Source organism: Pseudoxanthomonas sp. (assembly GCF_051953815.1).
Taxonomy (GTDB): domain Bacteria; phylum Pseudomonadota; class Gammaproteobacteria; order Xanthomonadales; family Xanthomonadaceae; genus Pseudoxanthomonas_A.
Genome location: NZ_JBQCIJ010000028.1, coordinates 21,906 through 40,494 on the forward strand (window position 1 = coordinate 21,906; position 18,589 = coordinate 40,494).

Here is an 18,589-nt window from a genome sequence, read left to right on the forward strand (position 1 = left end):
CTCAGTGGCCGCCGCCATCCAAGGCCTTCAGCTCGCTCACCAGCGCGTTCGCCATCTCCGCGCCGTCGCCGTAGAGCATGCGGGTGTTGTCGGCGTAGAACAGCGCGTTTTCGATGCCGGCGAAACCGGTACCCTTGCCGCGCTTGATCACGATGGTGTTCCTGCTGTTGACCACGTCCAGGATCGGCATGCCGTAGATCGGGCTGGCCGGATCGGTCTTGGCCACCGGATTGACCACGTCGTTGGCGCCGATCACCAGCGAGACATCGGTGTTGGCGAATTCCGGGTTGATGTCGTCCATGTCCGCGATCAGGTCGTACGGGACGCCGGCTTCGGCCAGCAGCACGTTCATGTGTCCGGGCATGCGTCCGGCGACCGGGTGGATGGCGAACTTCACCTTCACCCCGCGATCGATCAGTTTCTGCGCCAGCTCCCAGATCTTGTGCTGGGCCTGCGCGACCGCCATGCCGTAGCCCGGCACGATGACCACGCGCTCGGCGAAGGCCATCATCGCGGCCACGTCGCCGGCCTCGATGGGCTTCTGGCTGCCGGCGATCTCCTGCGCCTGCCCGCCGCCGCCGAAGTTGGAGAACAGCACGTTGCGGATGGGCCGGTTCATCGCCTTGGCCATCAAGCGGGTCAGCAGGATGCCGGCCGCGCCGACCATCATGCCGGCGATGATCAACGCCTCGTTGCCCAGCACGTAACCCTCGAACGCCACCGCCAGCCCGGTGAAGGCGTTGTACAGCGAGATAACCACCGGCATGTCGGCGCCGCCGATGGGCAGGGTCATCAGCACGCCCAGCGCCAGCGCGACCACGAAGAACGCGATGATGTACGGCGCCGACAGCGTGTAGGCCGCCCAGCCGCCCAGCGCCACCATCGCGATGAACACCAGCAGGTTGAAGATCTGCTGGCCCGGGAACACCACCCGCTTGTCCAGGCGCCCGTCGAGCTTGGCCCAGGCGATGACCGAGCCGGACAGCGATACCGCACCGATCGCCGAACCGATCACCGCCAGCGCCAGGGTGGTCGCATCGGGCTGGCGCGCGGCCAGCGCGGCGATCGCCGCTTCGCTCCAGTGGCTGGTGTCGCGATGGACCAGGAACGAGAAGCGCAGCAGTTCCACCGCGCCGATCGCCGCGGCCGAACCGCCGCCCATGCCGTTGTAGAGCGCGACCATCTGCGGCATGTCGGTGATCGGCACCTGCTTGCCGGAGACCCACGCCACCGCGGTGCCGATCGCGATTGCGGCGATGATCAACGGGATGTTGTGCAGGTCGGGCAGGAAGAACGTCGCGATCGTGGCGATCAGCATGCCCAAGCCGGCCCAGCGGATGCCGCTGCGCGCGGTCAGCGGCGAAGCCATGCGCTGCAGGCCCAGCAGGAACAGGGTCGCGGCCACCAGGTAACTGACCTTGACCAGGAAGGACAGCAGCTCGGGCAGGGTCCAGCTCATGGCTTGCCCTCCTTGCCGGCGGGCTTCTTGCTGGACTTGAACATCTCCAGCATGCGCTCGGTCACCACGTAGCCGCCGGCCGCGTTGCCCGCGCCCAGCAGCACGGCGACGAACCCGATGGCCTTTTCCAGGGTGGTGTCGGCGTGCCCCAGCACCACCATCGCGCCGATCAGCACGATGCCGTGGATGAAGTTGGAGCCCGACATCAGCGGGGTGTGCAGGATGACCGGCACCCGGGAAATGATCACATGCCCGGCGATGGCCGCCAGCATGAAGATGTACAAGGCCACGAAACCGTCGTTCATCCACGCACTCCCAGATTGTCGTCGCACCGGTCGTCGCCGCCGGCGTTTCCGCATCATAACCGCACCTGAACCCGGCGGAAGCCCGCCACGGGCCTGTCAACGCCGACGCCGCCCGCGCGTTCCCGGTACCGCAGCACCGCTTCACCCTTCCGCCACCACGAGGCCTCCGACATGAACCGCCGCATCCCGCTGTGCCTGGCCGTACTGTTGTCCGCCACCGCCGCCACCGCCTTCGCCGCGGATCCGGGCGAACGCGTCGATCGCCGCCTGGATGCGCGCGGCGAGCGCATCGAACACCGGCTGGATGCCCGGGGCGACCGGATCGAGCGGCATTTCGACCGCCGCGCCGATCGCGCCGCCGCGCAGGGACACCCGCGCGCCGCCGCCCGCCTGGATGCCCGTGGCGAGCGCATCGATCATCGGCTGGACCGACGCGGTGATCGGATCGAAGCGCGCCTGGACCGCCGGGGCGATCGGATCGAGCGGCGCTGGGACCGCCGGAGCTAAGCTGTGCTGGTGAACCCCGGACCCGGAACCGAAGCCGATATCGCGACACCGCCGCTGGCGGTGTCGCTGGATCAGTTCCTGGCCGGCATCGGCACCCGCGCCTTCCGCTTCGCCGAGGCCGGCCTGCGCAGCCGCGACGACGCGCTGGACGCCGTGCAGGACGCGATGATGAAGATGCTCGCCTACGGCGACCGGCCCGCCGCCGAATGGACACCGTTGTTCTGGAGCATCCTGCGGCGGAAGATCGTCGACGTGCAGCGCCGGCAGCGTTTCCGCCTGCGCTGGCTGCGGCCGGTGGCCGAGGGCGAGGACGAGGCGTCGCTGGACTGGGCGGATGCCGCCGCGCACGGTCCCTCGCGCTCGCACGAGCAGCGCGAAACGTATGCGCGGCTGGTACGGGCCCTGCGCGGCCTGCCCGCCCGCCAGCGCGAAGCCTTCACCCTGCGCGTGCTGGAAGAACTCGACGTCGCCGACACCGCCCGCGCCATGGGGTGTTCGGAAGGCTCGGTGAAGACCCACCTGTCACGCGCGCGCGAGGCGCTGCAGAAGCAACTGGAGGAGTTCCGATGAACCCGGCCCACGAACATGATTTCGACATCCGCGCGCGTCAGGCGCATGCCGCCGCGCTCGCGCAGGTGTCGCCACAGGCCCTGGCCCGGCTGCGCGCGGCGCGCCGGCAGGTTCCGGCGCCATCACGTCGCGCGTGGCCCTGGCTGGCCGCCACCGCCTTCAGCGGCGTGCTGGCGGTGATGATCGGACTGCAATGGCTGCCCTCGGATTCGCCGCCGCCGCAGGGCGAGGAACCCGCGATCGCGGCCGGCACGCCGGATGCGACGCTTCCCGCCAACACCCTGCTCGATGAAAATCCCGATCTGTACCTGTGGCTGGCGTCGTCCGACGCGCCGCCGCTGGCGATGGAGTGAACCGATGAAGATCCGTTATCTGCGTGTTTCCCTACCGGCCCTGCTCTGCCTGGGCCTGCTCTGGACCGGCCAGGCGCTGGCCCAGGCCGCCCCGGTCTCCGCGCCGCTGCCGGAGTGGGAAAAACTGACGCCGCAGCAGCGTGAAACCCTGATCGCGCCGCTGCGCGATCGCTGGAACAGCGATCCGCAGGGCCGTTCGCGGATGCTGGAGCACGGTCGCCGCTGGCAACAGATGACGCCCGAACAGCGCGCCCAGGCGCGCCGTGGCATGCACCGCTTCGAACACATGAATCCCGAGCAGCGCGACCGCGCGCGCGCGTTGTTCCTGCGCATGCGCGACATGCCGCCGGAGCAGCGCGAGAAGCTGCGCGACGACTGGAAGAAAATGACGCCGGAACAGCGCCGCACCTGGCTGGAGCAGCATCGCCCGAAGGACGACCCGCCCCGCCCGTGACGGATGTTGAGTGGATCCGGCGGCGTCAGGCCGCCGGTTCGGGCCAGCGGGTCTTCGCCAGCAGTTCGTCCTGCCAGTCGAAATCGACCGCGCCGTCCTTGAGGAACAGCGACACGAAATTCAGCACGTTGCGCGCATACATTTCACTCGCGTGCACCGCGCCCATGCTGGCCAGGTTCAAGGGGCCGGCCACGGTGACGCCCTGGTGCTCGACGGTCTCGCCGGGCCGGGTCGCCTCGCAGTTGCCGCCGGTCTCGGCGGCCAGATCGACGATCACGCTGCCCGGCTTCATGCCCTCCACCATCGCGGTGGTGATGATCTTCGGCGCCGGTCGTCCGGGCACGGCGGCGGTGCAGACGATCACGTCCACGCCCTTGAGGTGTTCGGCCAGCCGGCGCTGCTGCTCGGCGCGTTCCGCATCGGTCAGCTGGCGCGCGTAACCGCCCTCGCCCGCCGCGCTCACCCCCAGGTCCAGGAAGCGGCCGCCCAGCGATTCGATCTGCTCGCGGGTTTCCGGACGCACGTCGAAACCCTCGACCTGCGCGCCCAGGCGCTTGGCGGTGGCGACCGCCTGCAGGCCGGCCACGCCGGCGCCGACGATCAGCACTTTGGAGGGACGGATGGTGCCGGCGGCGGTGGTCAGCATCGGAAAGAACCGCGGCGCCAGCTGGGCGGCGATCAGCACCGCCTTGTAACCGGCCATGCCCGCCTGCGAACTCAGCACGTCCATCGCCTGCGCGCGGGTCGTGCGTGGCAGGCGCTCCAGCGGAAACGCCAGCAGTCCTCGCGCCTGGATGGCCTCGCCGCGCGCCGGATCGGCCTGCGGATGCAGCATGCCGACGAGCACGGCGCCGTTCTTCAGCCCCGCCAGCGCCTCGGCCGGAGGCGGTTGCACGCACAGCACCACGTCGGCGCCCGCGCGGGTGCCGGCATCGGCCGCGCGCGCGCCGGCTTCGGCATAGGCGCCATCAAGGAAACCGGCGGCGCGCCCGGCGTCGGCCTCGAACCGGACCGACGCACCCGCCGCCACCATCTTCTTCACCGTTTCCGGGGTCGCGGCGACGCGCCGTTCACCCGCCGCGGTTTCCTTCAGGACCAGAACCTCGACCGCCATGCCCACTCCGGTGCCATTGTGTTGTCGGCCCCGATGCTAGCAAATGCGGAGCGGCGCCGGGCGCCACGGAATCAAGGCGGGTTGCCGGGCCGCGCGGCAGGTTCCAGGCGGTCGATCACGCCCTGCATGGCGGCGTCGAACGCGTCTTCCTCGATGTGCCGGCGCAGGCGGCCCAGGCGCACCATCGCCGCCAGTTCCTCCGGCGAGGCGACGCAGAAGCGCACGCCCCGGCGATTGACGAACAGCAGGCGCGAGGAGATCGGACTGACCCAGGACAGCTTGCCCGGCTGCACCTTGTTGTCCTTGTCGATGAAGTCCAGCCAGGTGCCGATGGCCAGCAGGCGGAAATGATCGGCGTCGGCGTGGTCGAACTCGAGCGTGTCGGTTCCGGCCACGATCTGGATCGGGGTGTTCTCGTCTTCCGCCGGCTTGGGCAGGATGACCTGCGGCAGCTCGGGCAGGGATTTCTGCAGATCCGGGCGCGAGGCGGCGATCGCCTGCAGGGTGTCGTGCAGCGCGTCCACCGCGCTGTTGGCGGCATCGCCGTTCATGCCGACGCTGGCGAACACCTGCACCAGTCCCGGGCGCCAGGCCTGCAGCCACGGTTTGCCGATGATCTGGCGCTGGGCCTCGGCCAGTTCCTCCAGCACGCCGTCGGCCAGCACCAGCGCATCGCGCAGCGCATTGCTGTCCTCGCCTTCGCGCAGCAGGGTCATGGTGACGTGGTGCGCCCACGGCTGGCGCAGGAACTCCTCGATCGCGCCCGGCAGCTCGCGGCCGTCGACGCGCGCCGACAGCTCGGCGCTCATGCGCATGCGCGCGGTCTCCAGGCGTTCCTGGCCGCGCTGGATCTCGGCCGCGCGGCGCTCGGCGATCTCGATGCGGCGGCGATGCTGATCCAGGAACGCGCGGAACTCCTCTTCCAGGGTGAGGAAGATCGCGAGGTTCTCGTTGAACTCGGCCACCAGCCGGTCGACCACTTCCTCGACCTTGGTCAGCAGGGTGCGTTCGGCCGCGCTCTCGCCGTTGTTGCCTTCGCAGGCCTCCGCCAGCGCGTTGAGCAGCCGGCGCGCCGGATGGGTCTTCTGCACGAACATGCGCCGATCCAGCAGCGCCACCTTCACGAACGGCACCACCAGCCGGCCAATCAGTTCACGCGGCCGGCCTTCCAGATCCCGCTCGTCCAGCATCACGTCGAACAGCATGCCGACCAGATCGATGGCGTCCTCGTCGACCGGCGCGAGCCGGGCGGTGGAGGGATCCACGCCCAGTTGCGTGGCGCTGCTCAGCACTTCGTTCTTCAGCCGCTGCGCCAGCGACTCGTCGGTATCGCCGATCGCCGCGCGCAGGGTCGCGCTCGGCGTGGATTGCAGCAACGACAGCACCGACAGCATTTCGCGCTGCGACAGGTCGCGGGTGCCGAGGGTGGCGCGTGCCGATTCCTGGCTGCGCTGGCCGCGCGACTCCTGCAGCAGGTGATGCAGGGCCTCCAGCAGCACCGTCTGGGTACCCGGCGTCTGGTTGCCGTAGCCGCCTTCTTCCGGCGCGCCGCGACCAGCGCCATGGGTCTCGCGGAAACCCGCCATGCGATTGACGAAACGCGCGGCCCAGGCGGGCGCATGCATTTCCTCGTCCTGGATCAGCGGCTCGCTGTCGAAGTTCTCCGGGCGCGGCGCCGGCACCGGCGCCGGCGCGGGTTTCGGCCCGGCCGCCACCTCCGGCGCCACCCCGGCGCGCACCAGGCGCTGATCGAGCGCTTCGTAGATGCGGGCGACCAGCGGAACCAGTTCGCGCTCGCACAGCTTGACCACCACCAGCCGGACCTCCAGCGCCAGGTCACTGGTGCCGAAGGCCGCATGCACGGCGGCGCCGATGTGCTCGGCGCCGATGGGATTGTGTTCGCTGTCGAGCGTGACGCCCGCCAGTCTCGACAGGCGGTGTTCCAGCCGCGTCAGCACCTGCTTGCAGTCGCGGGCCAGCACCGTGGCCAGATTGCGCGCCGCCAGCCGCGACTCCAGTTCCTGTTCGCTGACCAGGCTCAGCCCGGCGGCGTCGCCGCGCACCAGGACCTCCTCGGCCGACAGGGGTTCCCCGGCTTCCAGCGAACGCCAGGCCGCCAGCAGGGCGTCGCGGAACCGGCCGATGATTTCCTCCCGGCGGCGGCGCAGTTCGCGCATCGCATCCAGGAACGCCATCTGCGACGGGCCGGCGCGCTCGGCGCGGTCGAACAGCGCGTCGTCGAACCGCCCCAGCGCCTGGGTGAACGCCTCGGTCAGCGGCGGCAGCACGGCATCGCGCGCCTGTCCGAGCAGGCGCGGGTCGTGTCCACTGCGAACGGTGGCGTGAGGGCTGTTCGTCATGCGCAAGGTTCCCCGCCTTGGCAGGCGAAAGTTGCAAGAGACCTTATAAGGTCAGGCGACTCACACATCGTAGGAAATCCAGTGCGAACCGGGCGTGACCAGATCGGCACTTTGGCGCGGTGCAACGGGAATGACAAGTTAAACTTGCCGGCATGTCCGCCGCCTCCCCCCTCCAGTTCCTAGACCATCGCCGCTCGGTGCCTTCGCGCCAGTTGGGCGAACCCGGCCCCGACCCGGCCACCCTGCGGCGCCTGCTGCAGTCGGCGGTCCGCGTTCCCGACCACGGCAAACTGGTGCCGTTCCGGTTCCTGCACATCACCGGCGACGCCCGCCTGGCGCTGGGCGACGCCCTGGCCGAACGCACCCTGGCCCGGGATCCGGAGGCGCCTTCCGCGGCGGTGGAGAAGGATCGCGCCCGGTTTTCCCACGCACCCGACATCGTCACCGTGATCGCCCGGCTGACCCCCGGCCACAAGGTGCCGGAACAGGAGCAGTTGCTGACCGCCGGCAGTGTCTGCTTCGCCCTGCTGCAGGCCGCGCAGGCGCTGGGTTTCGGCGCGCAGTGGCTGACCGGATGGATGGCCTACGACGACGCCGTGGCGGAACTGCTGGGCCTGGCGGCCAACGAGCGCATCGTCGGCTTCATCCACATCGGCACGCCGCGGCTGGAAGCCCCCGAGCGGGAACGGCCGGATGCGGCCGCCCTGCTCAGCGAATGGCGGCCCGATGGCCGCTGACGCCGCGCCGGCGCCAGCACCGGCGCATCCGCTCTATCTGGTCGACGCCAGCCTGTACGTGTTCCGCGCCTGGCATTCGATGCCGGACGAATTCCACGACGCCGATGGCTGGCCGACCAATGCGGTCCACGGCTTCGCCCGCTTCATGCTGGAACTGCTGGAAAGGGAACGTCCCCGGCACATCGCGATCGCCTTCGACGAAGCGCTGGACAGCTGCTTCCGCAACCGGATCTATCCGGCCTACAAGGCCAACCGCGAGCCGGCGCCGGAAGAGCTGCGCCGGCAGTTCGGCCACTGCAAGGCGCTGTGCGCCGCGCTGGGGTTGAGCGTGCTGGCGCACCACGAATACGAAGCCGACGATCTGATCGGCAGCGCCCTGCACGGCGCGCGTCCCGCCGGTTTCCGCGGCGTGATCATTTCCGCCGACAAGGATCTGTCGCAGTTGCTGTGGGACCACGACGAACAGTGGGACTTCGCCCGCGGCCAGCGCTGGGGCATGAGCGGGGTGAAGGCGCGCCACGGCGTGGAAGCGCGGCAGATCGCCGACTACCTGGCCCTGGCCGGAGACGCGGTCGACAACATCCCCGGCATCACCGGGATCGGCGCCAAGAGCGCGGCGGTGCTGCTCGCGCATTTCGGCAGCCTCGACGCCCTGCTCGCGCGCATCGACGAGGTGCCGTTCCTGCGCCTGCGCGGCGCCGCAGGCATCGCCGCCCGCCTGCGCGAACAGCGCGAGCATGCACTGCTGTGGCGGCAGCTGACCACCATCTCGCTGGATGCGCCGCTGGGCGCGCAGGAAGCCGGTTTCGGGCGCGCCGTCGCCGACGGCGACATGCTGCAGGGCCTGTCCGAAACGCTGCGGTTCGGACCGATGACGCGTCGTCGCCTGCTGGAAGCGGCCGCCCTGTGATCATCGTGGTCACCGCGTGCCGCGCGGCCCGCAAGCTACAAAACGTCATCGCCAGCCGTTAGCATCACGGCATGGATGACGCCCCCGGACACCGCAAGACCGCCACGCCCCGCACCGTCTATGAGGGCCGCTACCTGCGGATGGTCGAGCGTGGCACCTGGGAATACTCCGAGCGCACGCACAGCGGCGGCCTGGCCGCGATCATCATCGCGGTGACGCCCGACGACCGGGTGCTGTTCGTCGAACAGTTCCGGGTGCCGTTGCAGGCCAACACCATCGAGATGCCGGCTGGGCTGGTCGGCGACATCCATGCGGATGAATCCATCGAAGTCTCCGCCATCCGCGAGCTGGAGGAGGAAACCGGCTGGACCGCGGATCACGCCGAGGTCCTGCTGATTGGCCCCACCTCCTCCGGCAGCAGCAGCGAGAAGGTGGCCTTCGTGCGCGCGACCGGCCTGCGCAAGGTCGGCCCGGGCGGCGGCGATGGCGACGAAAACATCACCGTGCACGAGATTCCGCGCAACCAGGCTGCGGCCTGGCTGACCGCGAAGCTGCGCGAGGGGTACGAACTGGACGCCAAGCTCTGGGCGGGGCTGTGGATGATCGAGCACGAACTCGACGGCACCCCGCGCGCCTAGGCGCGCCCGTTCACGACGGTTCGGCCAGCAGGCGTTCCAGCATCCAGCTGGCGGCGGGCCCCAGCGGTCGCCGGCGCGACCAGATGATGTCCACCGCCTGCGTGCGCGGCCAGCCGGGCATCCTCAATTCCTGCAACCTCCCGCCGGCATAGCCATTGACCAGCCAGCGCGGCAGTTCGGCCCAGCCGAAACCGTGCACCGCCATTTCCAGCAGCAGCAGGTAGTTCGGCGCGGTCCAGCGGCCGTCGCCGGCGGGCAGCGCGTCGTCCACCGCTTCCGGCCGCCCGACCGTGCTCAGCGCCAGCGAGCGCCAGCCGGCCAGATCCTCGATCCGCGCCCGGGGCAATCGCGCCAAGGGATGGTCCAGGGCGACGAACAGGCCAAGCTCGGCCCGCTCGGCCACCGTCGCCCAGCCCAGTTCCGGCGCGTAGTGCTCGCGCGCGGCCAGCAGCGCCAGGGTGGCGCGCCCCTCGTCGACCAGTTCGATCAGATCCTCGCGTTCGGCCAGCAGGCACTCGAACTCCAGGTCCGGGTAGCGGCGATCCATTTCCGCCAGCAGCGCCTCGTAGCCCGCGGACTGGTAGGCGTCCGAAAGCGCCAGGGTCACCCGCGCCTCGCGTCCGCCGGCCAGTTCCACCGCCACCCGCTGGAGCCGGTCGGAGGCGGCCAGCACCTGCTCCACCCGGCCCAGCAGCACCTGTCCCGCCTCGGTCAGCCGGGGTTGCCGGCCGGATCGGTCGAACAGGGTGACTCCCAGGTCGATTTCCAGCCGGGCGATGGCCTCGCTGACCGTGGACTGGCTCTTGCCCAGCCGGCGGGCCGCCGCGCTGAACGAGCCCAGCGCCACGGCCTGGGCGAAGGCCTGCAGGGATTCAGGGGAAGGATTCATATATCGGTTTTACCGATGGGTACCAACTTCATTCCATCCTATCAGCCGATGAAAATGGCCGCACGCTGTTTTTGCAAGAGCTTCGCCATGAACCCGAATCACACCACCCCCGAGAAAAGCCTGAAGGAACGCATCCTCCATGCGCTGGCCTTCGAAGGCCTGGCGATCGCCCTGTCCGCGCCGGCGCTGGCCTGGCTGCTGGACAAGTCGCTGGTCCACACCGGCGCGCTGACCCTGGCGGTGTCGACGCTGGCGATGCTCTGGAACATGGCCTTCAACGCGGCCTTCGATCGCGCCCAGCGGCACCTCGGCTTCAGCCGCGGCGCGAAGGTCCGCGTCGTGCATGCCCTGCTGTTCGAACTGGGGCTGATCGTGGCGACCGTTCCGCTGGCCGCGTGGTGGCTGTCGATCGGCCTGGTGCAGGCCTTCGTCCTCGACATCGGCCTGCTGCTGTTCTTCCTGCCCTACACGCTGGGCTTCAACTGGGCCTACGACGTGCTGCGGGTCCGCTGGCTGGCGCGCGATGCGGAGGCTTCCCTGGAGACCGCCGACGCCCGCGGCCGGCTGTAAGCCAATCGGAAACGCAAGAAAAAACCCGCGCCATCACGGCGCGGGTTTCTGTTTCCGGGCTGACCGCCGTAGCGGGCAACGATGTGCCCGGCCGGACGGAAACGCCGGCTCAGGCCTTCTTGAGGAACTCGGTGCGCAGCACCAGCCCCTTGACCTTGTCGACGTTGCATTCGATGAGTTCCTCGTCGTCGGTCAGGCGGATGTTCTTGACCAGGGTGCCGCGCTTGAGCGTCACCGAGGTGCCCTTCACTTTCAGGTCCTTGATCAGCGTCACCGAGTCGCCGTTGGCGAGCACGGCGCCGTTGCTGTCCTTGACCACGATTTCTTCTTCTTGCGACATCTTTCTTCTCCAAAGGCGGGCATCGGCCCGCCGGCAACACACCCCAGACGGGGCAAATCAGGCGAATGCATCGGTGGCCCGAACCAGCGCGTCGATGTTCTCTTCCTCGAACGCGGAATGGCCCGAGGTCGGCGTGATCTCCAGGCGCCCCTTCGGCCAGGCCTTGTGCAGTTCCCACGCATTGGCCACCGGGCACACCACGTCGTAGCGGCCGTGCACGATGACGCCGGGAATGTCGGCGATGCGCGAAGCGTCCCGCAGCAGTTGATCCTCGACCTCGAAGAAACCGCCATTGACGAAGTAATGGTTCTCGATGCGCGCGAACGCCAGCGCGAACTCGGCGTCCTCGTGGCCGCTGACGAAATCCTGGTCCACCCGCAGGAAGCTGGTCGCGCCTTCCCACACGCTCCACGCGCGCGCGGCCGCCAGCCGCACCGCGTGATCGTCGGAGGTCAGGCGGCGGTGGTAGGCGGAAATCAGGTCGTGGCGCTCGACCGGCGGAATCGCCGCCAGATAGTGTTCCCACGCATCCGGGAACAGCCGCGACGCGCCTTCCTGGTAGAACCACTCCAGTTCCCAGCGGCGCAGCATGAAGATGCCGCGCAGGACCAGTTCGGTGACGCGTCGGGGATGGGTTTCGGCGTAGGCCAGCGCCAGCGTCGAACCCCAGCTGCCGCCGAACACCTGCCAGCGCTCGACGCCCAGCCGTTCGCGCAGCCGCTCGATGTCGGCGACCAGATCCCAGGTGGTGTTGTCGACCAGATCGGCATGCGGCGTCGAACGGCCCGAGCCACGCTGATCGAACAGGATGATCCGGTACCTGGCCGGATCATGGAAACGCCGCATCTTCGGGCTGCAGCCGCCGCCGGGACCGCCATGCAGCAGGATCACCGGCTTGCCGTCCGGATTGCCGCACTGCTCGTAGTACAGCGTGTGGCGGTCGTCGACCTTCAATGTGCCGGTGTCGTACGGTTCGATGTCCGGATAGAGCGTGCGCATGGCGATTTCCGCGGAAAACAGGCGCCCATTCTAACCGGCGCGGCTGGTGCCCGCTTCCGCGCGCGGGTTCAACCCGGCCAGCGGCCCAGGGTGACGCGATCGCGCGCCTCCAGATCCTGTTCCGTGGCGACTTCGTCGAAACCGGCCCGTCGCAGCAGCTCGCGAATCGCCGCCCCCTGGTCCCAGCCATGTTCCAGCAGCAGCCAGCCGCCCACGCGCAGGTGACGCGACGCGTCGCCGACGATGACGCGGATGGCATCCAGGCCATCGACGCCCGACGCGAGCGCGGACATGGGCTCGCTTCGCAGATCCCCCTGCTGGAGATGGGGATCGCCTTCGGCGATATACGGCGGATTGCTCGCCACCAGATCGAAATGCCCGCCCGCGAGCGGTTGCCACCAGTCGCCGCGCAGGAAGCGGACATTGTCGATGCCGTGCTCGCGCGCATTGCGCTCGGCCATCGCCAGCGCACCCGCGCTGGCGTCGGTGGCGGTTACCCGCGCCCTGGGCCGCTCGCTGGCCACGGCCAGCGCGATCGCGCCACTGCCGGTGCCGAGATCGGCCACGTCCAGCGCTTGTCCGGCCGGCAGTCGCGCGAGCGCCAGCTCCACCAGCAGTTCGGTTTCCGGGCGTGGAATCAAGGTGTCGGGACCGACCGCCAGATCCAGCGTCCAGAAACCGCGCCGCCCGGTCAGGTAGGCGACCGGCTCGCCGGCGATGCGCCGTTCCAGCAGCGCCTCGAAGCGCGCGACGTCTTCCGCGTCCAATGAATCCCGCGCATGCGCGAACAGCCAGGCGCGGTCCCGGCCCAGCGCGTGCGACAACAGGTGCTCGGCCACGTGGCGGCCGTCTTCGGCGGGAAGACGGCCGATCGCGCGCGACAGGCATTGGCTGACATCGGATTGTCCGGAACTGCCCATCACGAAACCTGCGACCCGCCCAGCGCGGGCGGGCAGCTTACTGCAAAGCGCCGCCGAAGCCCTTGACCCGCTGCGCGTCGCGCAGCTCGGCGCACAGGCCGATGTTCTCCGCCTCCTGCTTCAGCGCGCGCGGACCGCCCTCGACGGTCTTCATGCGTTCGCCGAAGCGGGACAGCAGATCCGACGCTTCCTGCTTGCTGCACATGCCCGCGCCGTAGACCGAAACCAGCCGCGCGCCGGCCGGGGCCAGCGAGGCTTCCAGGGTCTTGAAATGGGTATCGACCCACTGGCGCAGGGCCGGACGCGCCTGCTCCTCTTCCATCTGCGGCATCAGCAGGGGCGCCAGTTCGTTCCGGCGCAGCAGTCCCTTTTCCAGGATGAAGGCGCGGGCGCGTTCGGCCAGCGGCGGCGCGCTCATGTTGCCCAGCGCTTCCAGCAGTTCGGTGCGGATCGCCGCATCCTGGGTCGCGCGCAGGTGCTTCTCCAGCAGATCGAACGTGGCCGCGTCTCCGGCGCGGGCGACGGCGGCCAGCGATACCGCGCGCAGATCACGCGGCACCGCTTCCGCATCCAGCTTGCCGGTGCCGGCGCTGCCGTCGGCCTTCTGGCCGATGACCGCGCGGCCGCGACGCACCAGTTCCTCGCGCAGTTCCGGGCTTTCGCCGGTGCGGTAGAGGAAGCCGATCAGGGTACGGCGCAGGATCCGGGTGTCGTCGCTTTCGCCCGGCTTGGGTTCCAGGCCCAAAGCCTGCAGGCGCGGGCCATAGGTCTTGCGAGCATAGGCGGCCACGGCGGCCTTCTGTGCGTCGTCCTGGGCCAGGTACTCCTTCATCCAGGTCAGCTGCGCCATCGGCGCGGTCGCGGTCTGGCGCACCTCGGCCGCCGCCAGTTGCGGCACGCCGGCCAGATAACCGGCCGCATCGATGCTGCCGGCCTTGAACGCCGCTTCCAGCGAATCCGCATAGACGCGCTGCTCGCGTTCGTCCAGTTGCGCGAACGCGCCCGCCAACTGCGTGGCGGCCCGGGCATCCAGCGCGAACCGGTAGTAACCGTTGCCGTGCGCGTTCGGCATCACCCACGCCGGACAGCTCCTGGCCTGGGTCAACGGCAGGGTGGTGGTGGCCTGTTCGACCAGGCTGCATTCGGAACGAACCTGATCGCCGTCCTGGTAGCGCACGCAGAACGGCATGCCCCAGGTCTGGTTGGCGCTGGCGGCGGATCCCAATGGCAGGTAGCGGTGCTGCTGGAGTCTGAGCGACGGCGTCTTGCCCGCGCAGTCCACGTCCACCTTCACGTACGGCACGCCCGGCTGGTCGATGAAACTCTTGAACGCGCGATCCACGCCGGCCGGATCCTTGCTCTGCGCCGCCACCGCGGCGATCAGGTCGCCGCTGGTCGCGTTGCCGCGCGCATGCGCTTTCAGGTAGCTGCGGATGCCGTCGCGGAACGCGGTTTCGCCGATGTAGGTCTCGAACATCGACAGCACCGCGCCGCCCTTCTGGTAGGTGATGCCGTCGAAGGCCGACTGGATTTCGGTGAAGTCATTGATCGGCTCGTGCACCCGGCGCGTGCTGACCAGGCTGTCCTCACCCATCGCTTCCAGCGCACCTTCCAGCAGACCGCGGTCGGCATGGAAACCCGGTTGCAGCTGGCCGGTGATCTTGGTGCCCATCCAGGTGGCGAAGGCTTCGTTGAGCCAGAGGTCGTCCCACCACTTCATCGTCACCAGATCGCCGAACCACTGGTGCGCCAGCTCGTGCGCGCTGACGCCCCAGTACGCCTGGCGCTCGCGCGGGGTGGATTTCTCGTCCGGGAACATCAGGGTGTCGCGGTAGACGATCAGCCCGGCGTTCTCCATCGCGCCGGCCCAGAAATCCGGCGCGGCGACATTGTCCAGCTTGTCGAACGGATACGGCGTGCCGAAGTACTCCTCCAGTTGGGTGACGATCACCGGCGTGTTGTCCAGCGTGTAGCGCATGCGCTCGCCCTGCCCGTGCGCGGCGACGCCGCGCAGGGTGATCGGCGTGTCGCGGATGGCGGTGGCCGGAATGTCCGGCCCCTTCGGCACGTCCCACGGACCGACCGCGAACGCGATCAGGTAGCTGGGCAGCGCCTCGGTGCGCGCGAAGGTGACCTTCTTCCAGCCGTTGCCCAGTGATTCGGTCTTGAGCTCGCGGCTGTTGGCGACCGCGACGTCCTGCTCCGGCACGATCAGGGTGATGTCCCAGGGTTGCTTGAAGCTGGGTTCGTCGAAACCCGGGAAGGTGTTGCGCGCGCCCAGCGGCTCCATCTGGGTGACCACGTAATCACGGCCATCGGGCTTGACCCGGTAGGCGCCCTGCAGTTGTCCGTACGGCGCTTCGAAGACGATTTCCAGCACCGCCTTGCCGGCGGGGATCGACTCGGCGGCGGTCAACCTGAGCACGCCCGACACGTCGGCCGATTCGGCCGCCAGCTTGAGCCGGCGTCCGTCGGGGAGGATCGCGATGGCCTGCCGGATGTCGAGGTCGCGGCCATGCATCCACAGGACGCGGGTGGCTTCCTTGACCTCGGCATCGATGCGGGTGGTGCCGCTGAAGCGTTCCTGGCGCGGGTCCAGCCTCAGCTCCAGGTTCACCAGTGAGGGCACCACCGTGCGCGGCAGCGGCCCCTTGGGGACGACCTGTGCCGGCTCGGCCGCGAACCCGGGCAGCGAGGCCGCCAGCAACAGAGCACACGCCAGGGCGCTGCGACGCAATACGGTCATGTCCAATCCCCACAGTGGAAAGCCTTCGAACTTACGACCCGGCGCCGCGGCCGCCCCCCTGCCGAAAGTACCGGTCGCCCGTGACTTGGCCCGCAGCCATCGAGGCCCCATATCGAAACGGAAGCTGACTGCGGCAATCGATAGATGAAATCTATTGATACAATCTTATCAATCCATTGGATTGATTAGGCTACGCCTATTAACCTCTCTTCCGTCGCTTCACCCCTGTCCCTCCGCAATCTTCAAGAGGAAACCTGATGTCCCTGATCAACACCCAAGTCCAGCCGTTCAAGGCCACCGCGTTCCACGCCGGCGAATTCGTCGAAGTCAGCGACGCCACCCTGAAGGGCAAGTGGTCCGTGCTCATCTTCATGCCGGCCGCTTTCACCTTCAATTGCCCGACCGAAGTGGAAGACGCGGCCGACAACTACGCCGAGTTCCAGAAGGCGGGCGCCGAGGTGTACATCGTCACCACGGATACCCATTTCTCGCACAAGGTGTGGCACGAGACCTCCCCGGCGGTGGGCAAGGCCCAGTTCCCGCTGGTCGGCGATCCGACCCACCAGCTGACCCGCGCGTTCGGCGTGCACATCGAGGAAGAAGGCCTGGCCCTGCGTGGCACCTTCATCATCAACCCGGAAGGCGTGATCAAGACCCTGGAAATCCACGACAACGCCATCGCCCGTGACGTGTCGGAGACCCTGCGCAAGCTGAAGGCCGCGCAGTTCGTCGCCAACAACCCCGGCCAGGTCTGCCCGGCCAAGTGGAAGGAAGGCGCCAAGACCATCGCTCCGTCGCTGGACCTGGTCGGCAAGATCTGATTTCCACGCAGTACCTGCTGTACGCGCTGTAACGGCGCCCGGGCGTACGCCCGGGCGCTTCCCCCGCAGACGGACGTTTGCACCAGCGGCCTGCGCCGCGCCAGTCCTCTCTCCCTGGCTCCCTCCCTCCGGCCCAGGCCGCTACTGCAAACGCCCTTGCGGTCTCCCCGACCGCACCCGTGTTCTTCCCTCCGCCCACCAAGGAGTCCCCGCATGTTGGACGCGAACCTCAAGACCCAGCTCAAGGCCTACCTGGAAAAGGTCACCCGGCCGATCGTGATCACGGCGTCGCTGGACGATGGCGAATCGTCGAAGGAACTGCAGGCGCTGCTGGCCGACCTGGTGTCGCTGTCGGATCGGATCAGCGTGACCGAATCCCGCGACGACGACGAGCGCAAGCCTTCGTTCGCGCTGGGCACGCCGGGCCAGGACATCCATCTGCGCTTCGCCGGCCTGCCGCTGGGCCACGAGTTCACCTCGCTGGTGCTGGCGCTGCTGCAGGTCGGCGGGCATCCGTCGAAGCTGGGACAGGACGTGATCGAGCAGATCCGCGGCCTGGACGGTGAATACAGCTTCGAGACCTATTTCTCGCTGTCGTGCCAGAACTGCCCGGACGTGGTGCAGGCGCTGAACCTGATGAGCGTGCTGAACCCGAACATCCGCCACGTGGCCATCGACGGCGCGCTGTTCCAGCAGGAAGTCGACGCGCGCGAGGTGATGTCGGTCCCGACCATCTTCCTCAATGGCCAGGTGTTCGGCGCCGGCCGCATGGGCGTGGAGGAGATCGTCGCCAAGCTCGATACCGGCTCGGCGTCGCGCGAGGCCGAAAAGATCAAGGCCAAGGCGCCCTATGACGTGCTGGTGATCGGCGGCGGCCCCGCCGGCGCCGCCGCGGCCATCTACGCCGCGCGCAAGGGCATCCGCACCGGCGTGGCGGCCGAGCGTTTCGGCGGCCAGGTGCTGGACACGATGGCCATCGAGAACTTCATCTCGGTGCCCTACACCGAAGGCCCCAAGCTGGCCGCTGCGCTGGAACAGCACGTCAAGGACTACAGCGTCGACGTGATGAACCTGCAGCGCGCGGAGAAGCTGGTGCCCGGCAAGGATCTGATCCAGGTGCAACTGGCCAACGGCGCCTCGCTCAAGGCCAGGACCGTGATCCTGTCCACCGGCGCGCGCTGGCGGCAGATGAACGTCCCCGGCGAGGATCAGTACCGCAACAAGGGCGTGGCGTACTGCCCGCACTGCGACGGTCCGCTGTTCAAGGGCAAGCGGGTGGCGGTGATCGGCGGCGGCAACTCCGGCGTCGAGGCGGCCATCGATCTGGCCGGCATCGTCAGCCACGTGACCCTGATCGAGTTCGACGACAAGCTGCGTGCCGACGAAGTCCTGCAGCGCAAGCTGCGCAGCCTGCCCAACGTGCGCATCGTCACCAGCGCGCAGACCACCGAGGTGCAGGGCGACGGCAGCAAGGTCACCGGCCTGGTGTACAAGGATCGCGCGGGCGGCGACAGCCATCGCATCGAACTGGAAGGCGTGTTCGTCCAGATCGGCCTGCTGCCCAACACCGAGTGGCTGAAGGGCACCGTGGCCCTTTCGCCGCGGGGTGAAATCGAAGTCGACGCGCATGGCCGCACCTCGGTGCCGGGCGTGTTCGCCGCCGGCGATGCGACCACCGTGCCGTACAAGCAGATCGTCATCGCCATGGGCGAGGGATCCAAGGCCGCGCTGAGCGCGTTCGACCATCTCATCCGCACCTCCGCCCCGGTCGAGGCGCCGGAAGAAGCCGTCAGCGCCTGACCCGGTCCCGCTCCATCGCCTCCGGGGACGCATCCGCGTCCCCGGAAGGGCGTACTCTCTGGGTGGATGAGCCCGCCGCGTCCACGCGGAGGGACCC

At 68.8% G+C, this 18,589-nt stretch carries 18 protein-coding genes and 1 pseudogene; 10 read left to right on the forward strand and 9 right to left on the reverse strand.

Translation table 11 applies throughout. The annotated features are described in order from the left end of the window. Position 1: 1 nt before the first annotated feature. Positions 2–1,459, reverse strand: coding sequence for an NAD(P)(+) transhydrogenase (Re/Si-specific) subunit beta (locus ACTHN1_RS06900; protein WP_440470216.1), 1,458 nt, complete (start codon positions 1,457–1,459; stop codon positions 2–4). Further along, positions 1,456–1,764, reverse strand: a complete 309-nt coding sequence (locus ACTHN1_RS06905) for an NAD(P) transhydrogenase subunit alpha (RefSeq protein WP_440470217.1) — start codon at positions 1,762–1,764, stop codon at positions 1,456–1,458. Before ACTHN1_RS06905 ends, ACTHN1_RS06900 begins: the two co-directional genes overlap by 4 nt. Before the next feature lie 171 nt (positions 1,765–1,935). On the opposite strand from ACTHN1_RS06905, the gene ACTHN1_RS06910 reads away from it, so the two are divergent. From ACTHN1_RS06910 to ACTHN1_RS06925, 4 genes are read left to right on the forward strand one after another with little or no spacing between them, the layout of a single operon-like run. Further along, entirely contained in the window at positions 1,936–2,271 is a 336-nt protein-coding gene (locus tag ACTHN1_RS06910; protein ID WP_440470218.1) for a hypothetical protein, read from the forward strand. 3 nt (positions 2,272–2,274) lie between these two features. Beyond that, positions 2,275–2,841, forward strand: coding sequence for an RNA polymerase sigma factor (locus ACTHN1_RS06915; protein WP_440470219.1), 567 nt, complete (start codon positions 2,275–2,277; stop codon positions 2,839–2,841). Next, positions 2,838–3,194 carry a hypothetical protein gene (locus ACTHN1_RS06920; protein WP_440470220.1) on the forward strand — a complete coding sequence of 119 codons (357 nt, stop codon included), beginning with the start codon at positions 2,838–2,840 and terminating at the stop codon, positions 3,192–3,194. Before ACTHN1_RS06915 ends, ACTHN1_RS06920 begins: the two co-directional genes overlap by 4 nt. 4 nt (positions 3,195–3,198) lie before the next feature. Then, a complete protein-coding gene (locus ACTHN1_RS06925; protein WP_440470221.1) occupies positions 3,199–3,648 on the forward strand; it encodes a DUF3106 domain-containing protein in 450 nt (149 codons plus the stop codon). Between the two features lie 25 nt (positions 3,649–3,673). Here the strand turns inward: ACTHN1_RS06925 and ACTHN1_RS06930 are convergent, their stop codons facing one another. Next, positions 3,674–4,762, reverse strand: a complete 1,089-nt coding sequence (locus tag ACTHN1_RS06930) for an NAD(P) transhydrogenase subunit alpha (protein ID WP_440470222.1) — start codon at positions 4,760–4,762, stop codon at positions 3,674–3,676. 71 nt (positions 4,763–4,833) lie between these two features. After that, the gene (locus ACTHN1_RS06935; RefSeq protein ID WP_440470223.1) at positions 4,834–7,122 is read right to left on the reverse strand and encodes a DUF1631 domain-containing protein; all 2,289 of its coding nucleotides are present in this window, start codon (positions 7,120–7,122) and stop codon (positions 4,834–4,836) included. A 152-nt stretch (positions 7,123–7,274) separates the two neighbouring features. Between ACTHN1_RS06935 and ACTHN1_RS06940 the strand changes: the two genes are divergently transcribed. From ACTHN1_RS06940 to ACTHN1_RS06950, 3 genes are all read left to right on the forward strand, one after another. Beyond that, positions 7,275–7,859, forward strand: a complete 585-nt coding sequence (locus ACTHN1_RS06940; RefSeq protein WP_440470224.1) for a nitroreductase family protein — start codon at positions 7,275–7,277, stop codon at positions 7,857–7,859. Beyond that, positions 7,849–8,769 carry a 5'-3' exonuclease gene (locus ACTHN1_RS06945; protein ID WP_440470225.1) on the forward strand — a complete coding sequence of 307 codons (921 nt, stop codon included), beginning with the start codon at positions 7,849–7,851 and terminating at the stop codon, positions 8,767–8,769. Before ACTHN1_RS06940 ends, ACTHN1_RS06945 begins: the two co-directional genes overlap by 11 nt. Positions 8,770–8,840: 71 nt before the next feature. Further along, positions 8,841–9,407 carry an NUDIX hydrolase gene (locus tag ACTHN1_RS06950; RefSeq protein WP_440470226.1) on the forward strand — a complete coding sequence of 189 codons (567 nt, stop codon included), beginning with the start codon at positions 8,841–8,843 and terminating at the stop codon, positions 9,405–9,407. 10 nt (positions 9,408–9,417) lie between these two features. Here the strand turns inward: ACTHN1_RS06950 and ACTHN1_RS06955 are convergent, their stop codons facing one another. Continuing rightward, positions 9,418–10,296, reverse strand: a complete 879-nt coding sequence (locus ACTHN1_RS06955; protein WP_440470227.1) for a LysR family transcriptional regulator — start codon at positions 10,294–10,296, stop codon at positions 9,418–9,420. Between the two features lie 87 nt (positions 10,297–10,383). Here ACTHN1_RS06955 and ACTHN1_RS06960 point away from each other — a divergent pair, with 87 nt between their 5' ends. Then, positions 10,384–10,866 carry a multidrug/biocide efflux PACE transporter gene (locus ACTHN1_RS06960; RefSeq protein ID WP_440470228.1) on the forward strand — a complete coding sequence of 161 codons (483 nt, stop codon included), beginning with the start codon at positions 10,384–10,386 and terminating at the stop codon, positions 10,864–10,866. A 109-nt stretch (positions 10,867–10,975) separates the two neighbouring features. On the opposite strand, the pseudogene ACTHN1_RS06965 reads toward ACTHN1_RS06960, so the two are convergent. The 4 genes and pseudogenes from ACTHN1_RS06965 to ACTHN1_RS06980 all read right to left on the reverse strand — a co-directional run. Next, positions 10,976–11,194, reverse strand: a pseudogene (locus ACTHN1_RS06965) (alkylphosphonate utilization protein); the annotation flags it as partial. Between the two features lie 69 nt (positions 11,195–11,263). After that, positions 11,264–12,205, reverse strand: a complete 942-nt coding sequence (gene pip, locus ACTHN1_RS06970; RefSeq protein WP_440470229.1) for a prolyl aminopeptidase — start codon at positions 12,203–12,205, stop codon at positions 11,264–11,266. A gap of 68 nt (positions 12,206–12,273) precedes the next feature. Continuing rightward, positions 12,274–13,125, reverse strand: coding sequence for a peptide chain release factor N(5)-glutamine methyltransferase (gene prmC / locus ACTHN1_RS06975; protein ID WP_440470230.1), 852 nt, complete (start codon positions 13,123–13,125; stop codon positions 12,274–12,276). A 37-nt stretch (positions 13,126–13,162) separates the two neighbouring features. Further along, positions 13,163–15,871 carry a M1 family metallopeptidase gene (locus tag ACTHN1_RS06980; protein ID WP_440470231.1) on the reverse strand — a complete coding sequence of 903 codons (2,709 nt, stop codon included), beginning with the start codon at positions 15,869–15,871 and terminating at the stop codon, positions 13,163–13,165. 257 nt (positions 15,872–16,128) lie between these two features. Between ACTHN1_RS06980 and ahpC the strand changes: the two genes are divergently transcribed. Both ahpC and ahpF read left to right on the forward strand, forming a co-directional pair. Continuing rightward, positions 16,129–16,692: an alkyl hydroperoxide reductase subunit C gene (gene ahpC / locus ACTHN1_RS06985; RefSeq protein ID WP_440470232.1), complete on the forward strand. Its 564-nt coding sequence runs from the start codon at positions 16,129–16,131 to the stop codon at positions 16,690–16,692. Positions 16,693–16,905: 213 nt separating this feature from the next. Then, positions 16,906–18,492, forward strand: a complete 1,587-nt coding sequence (gene ahpF / locus ACTHN1_RS06990) for an alkyl hydroperoxide reductase subunit F (protein ID WP_440470233.1) — start codon at positions 16,906–16,908, stop codon at positions 18,490–18,492. Positions 18,493–18,589 lie beyond the last annotated feature (97 nt).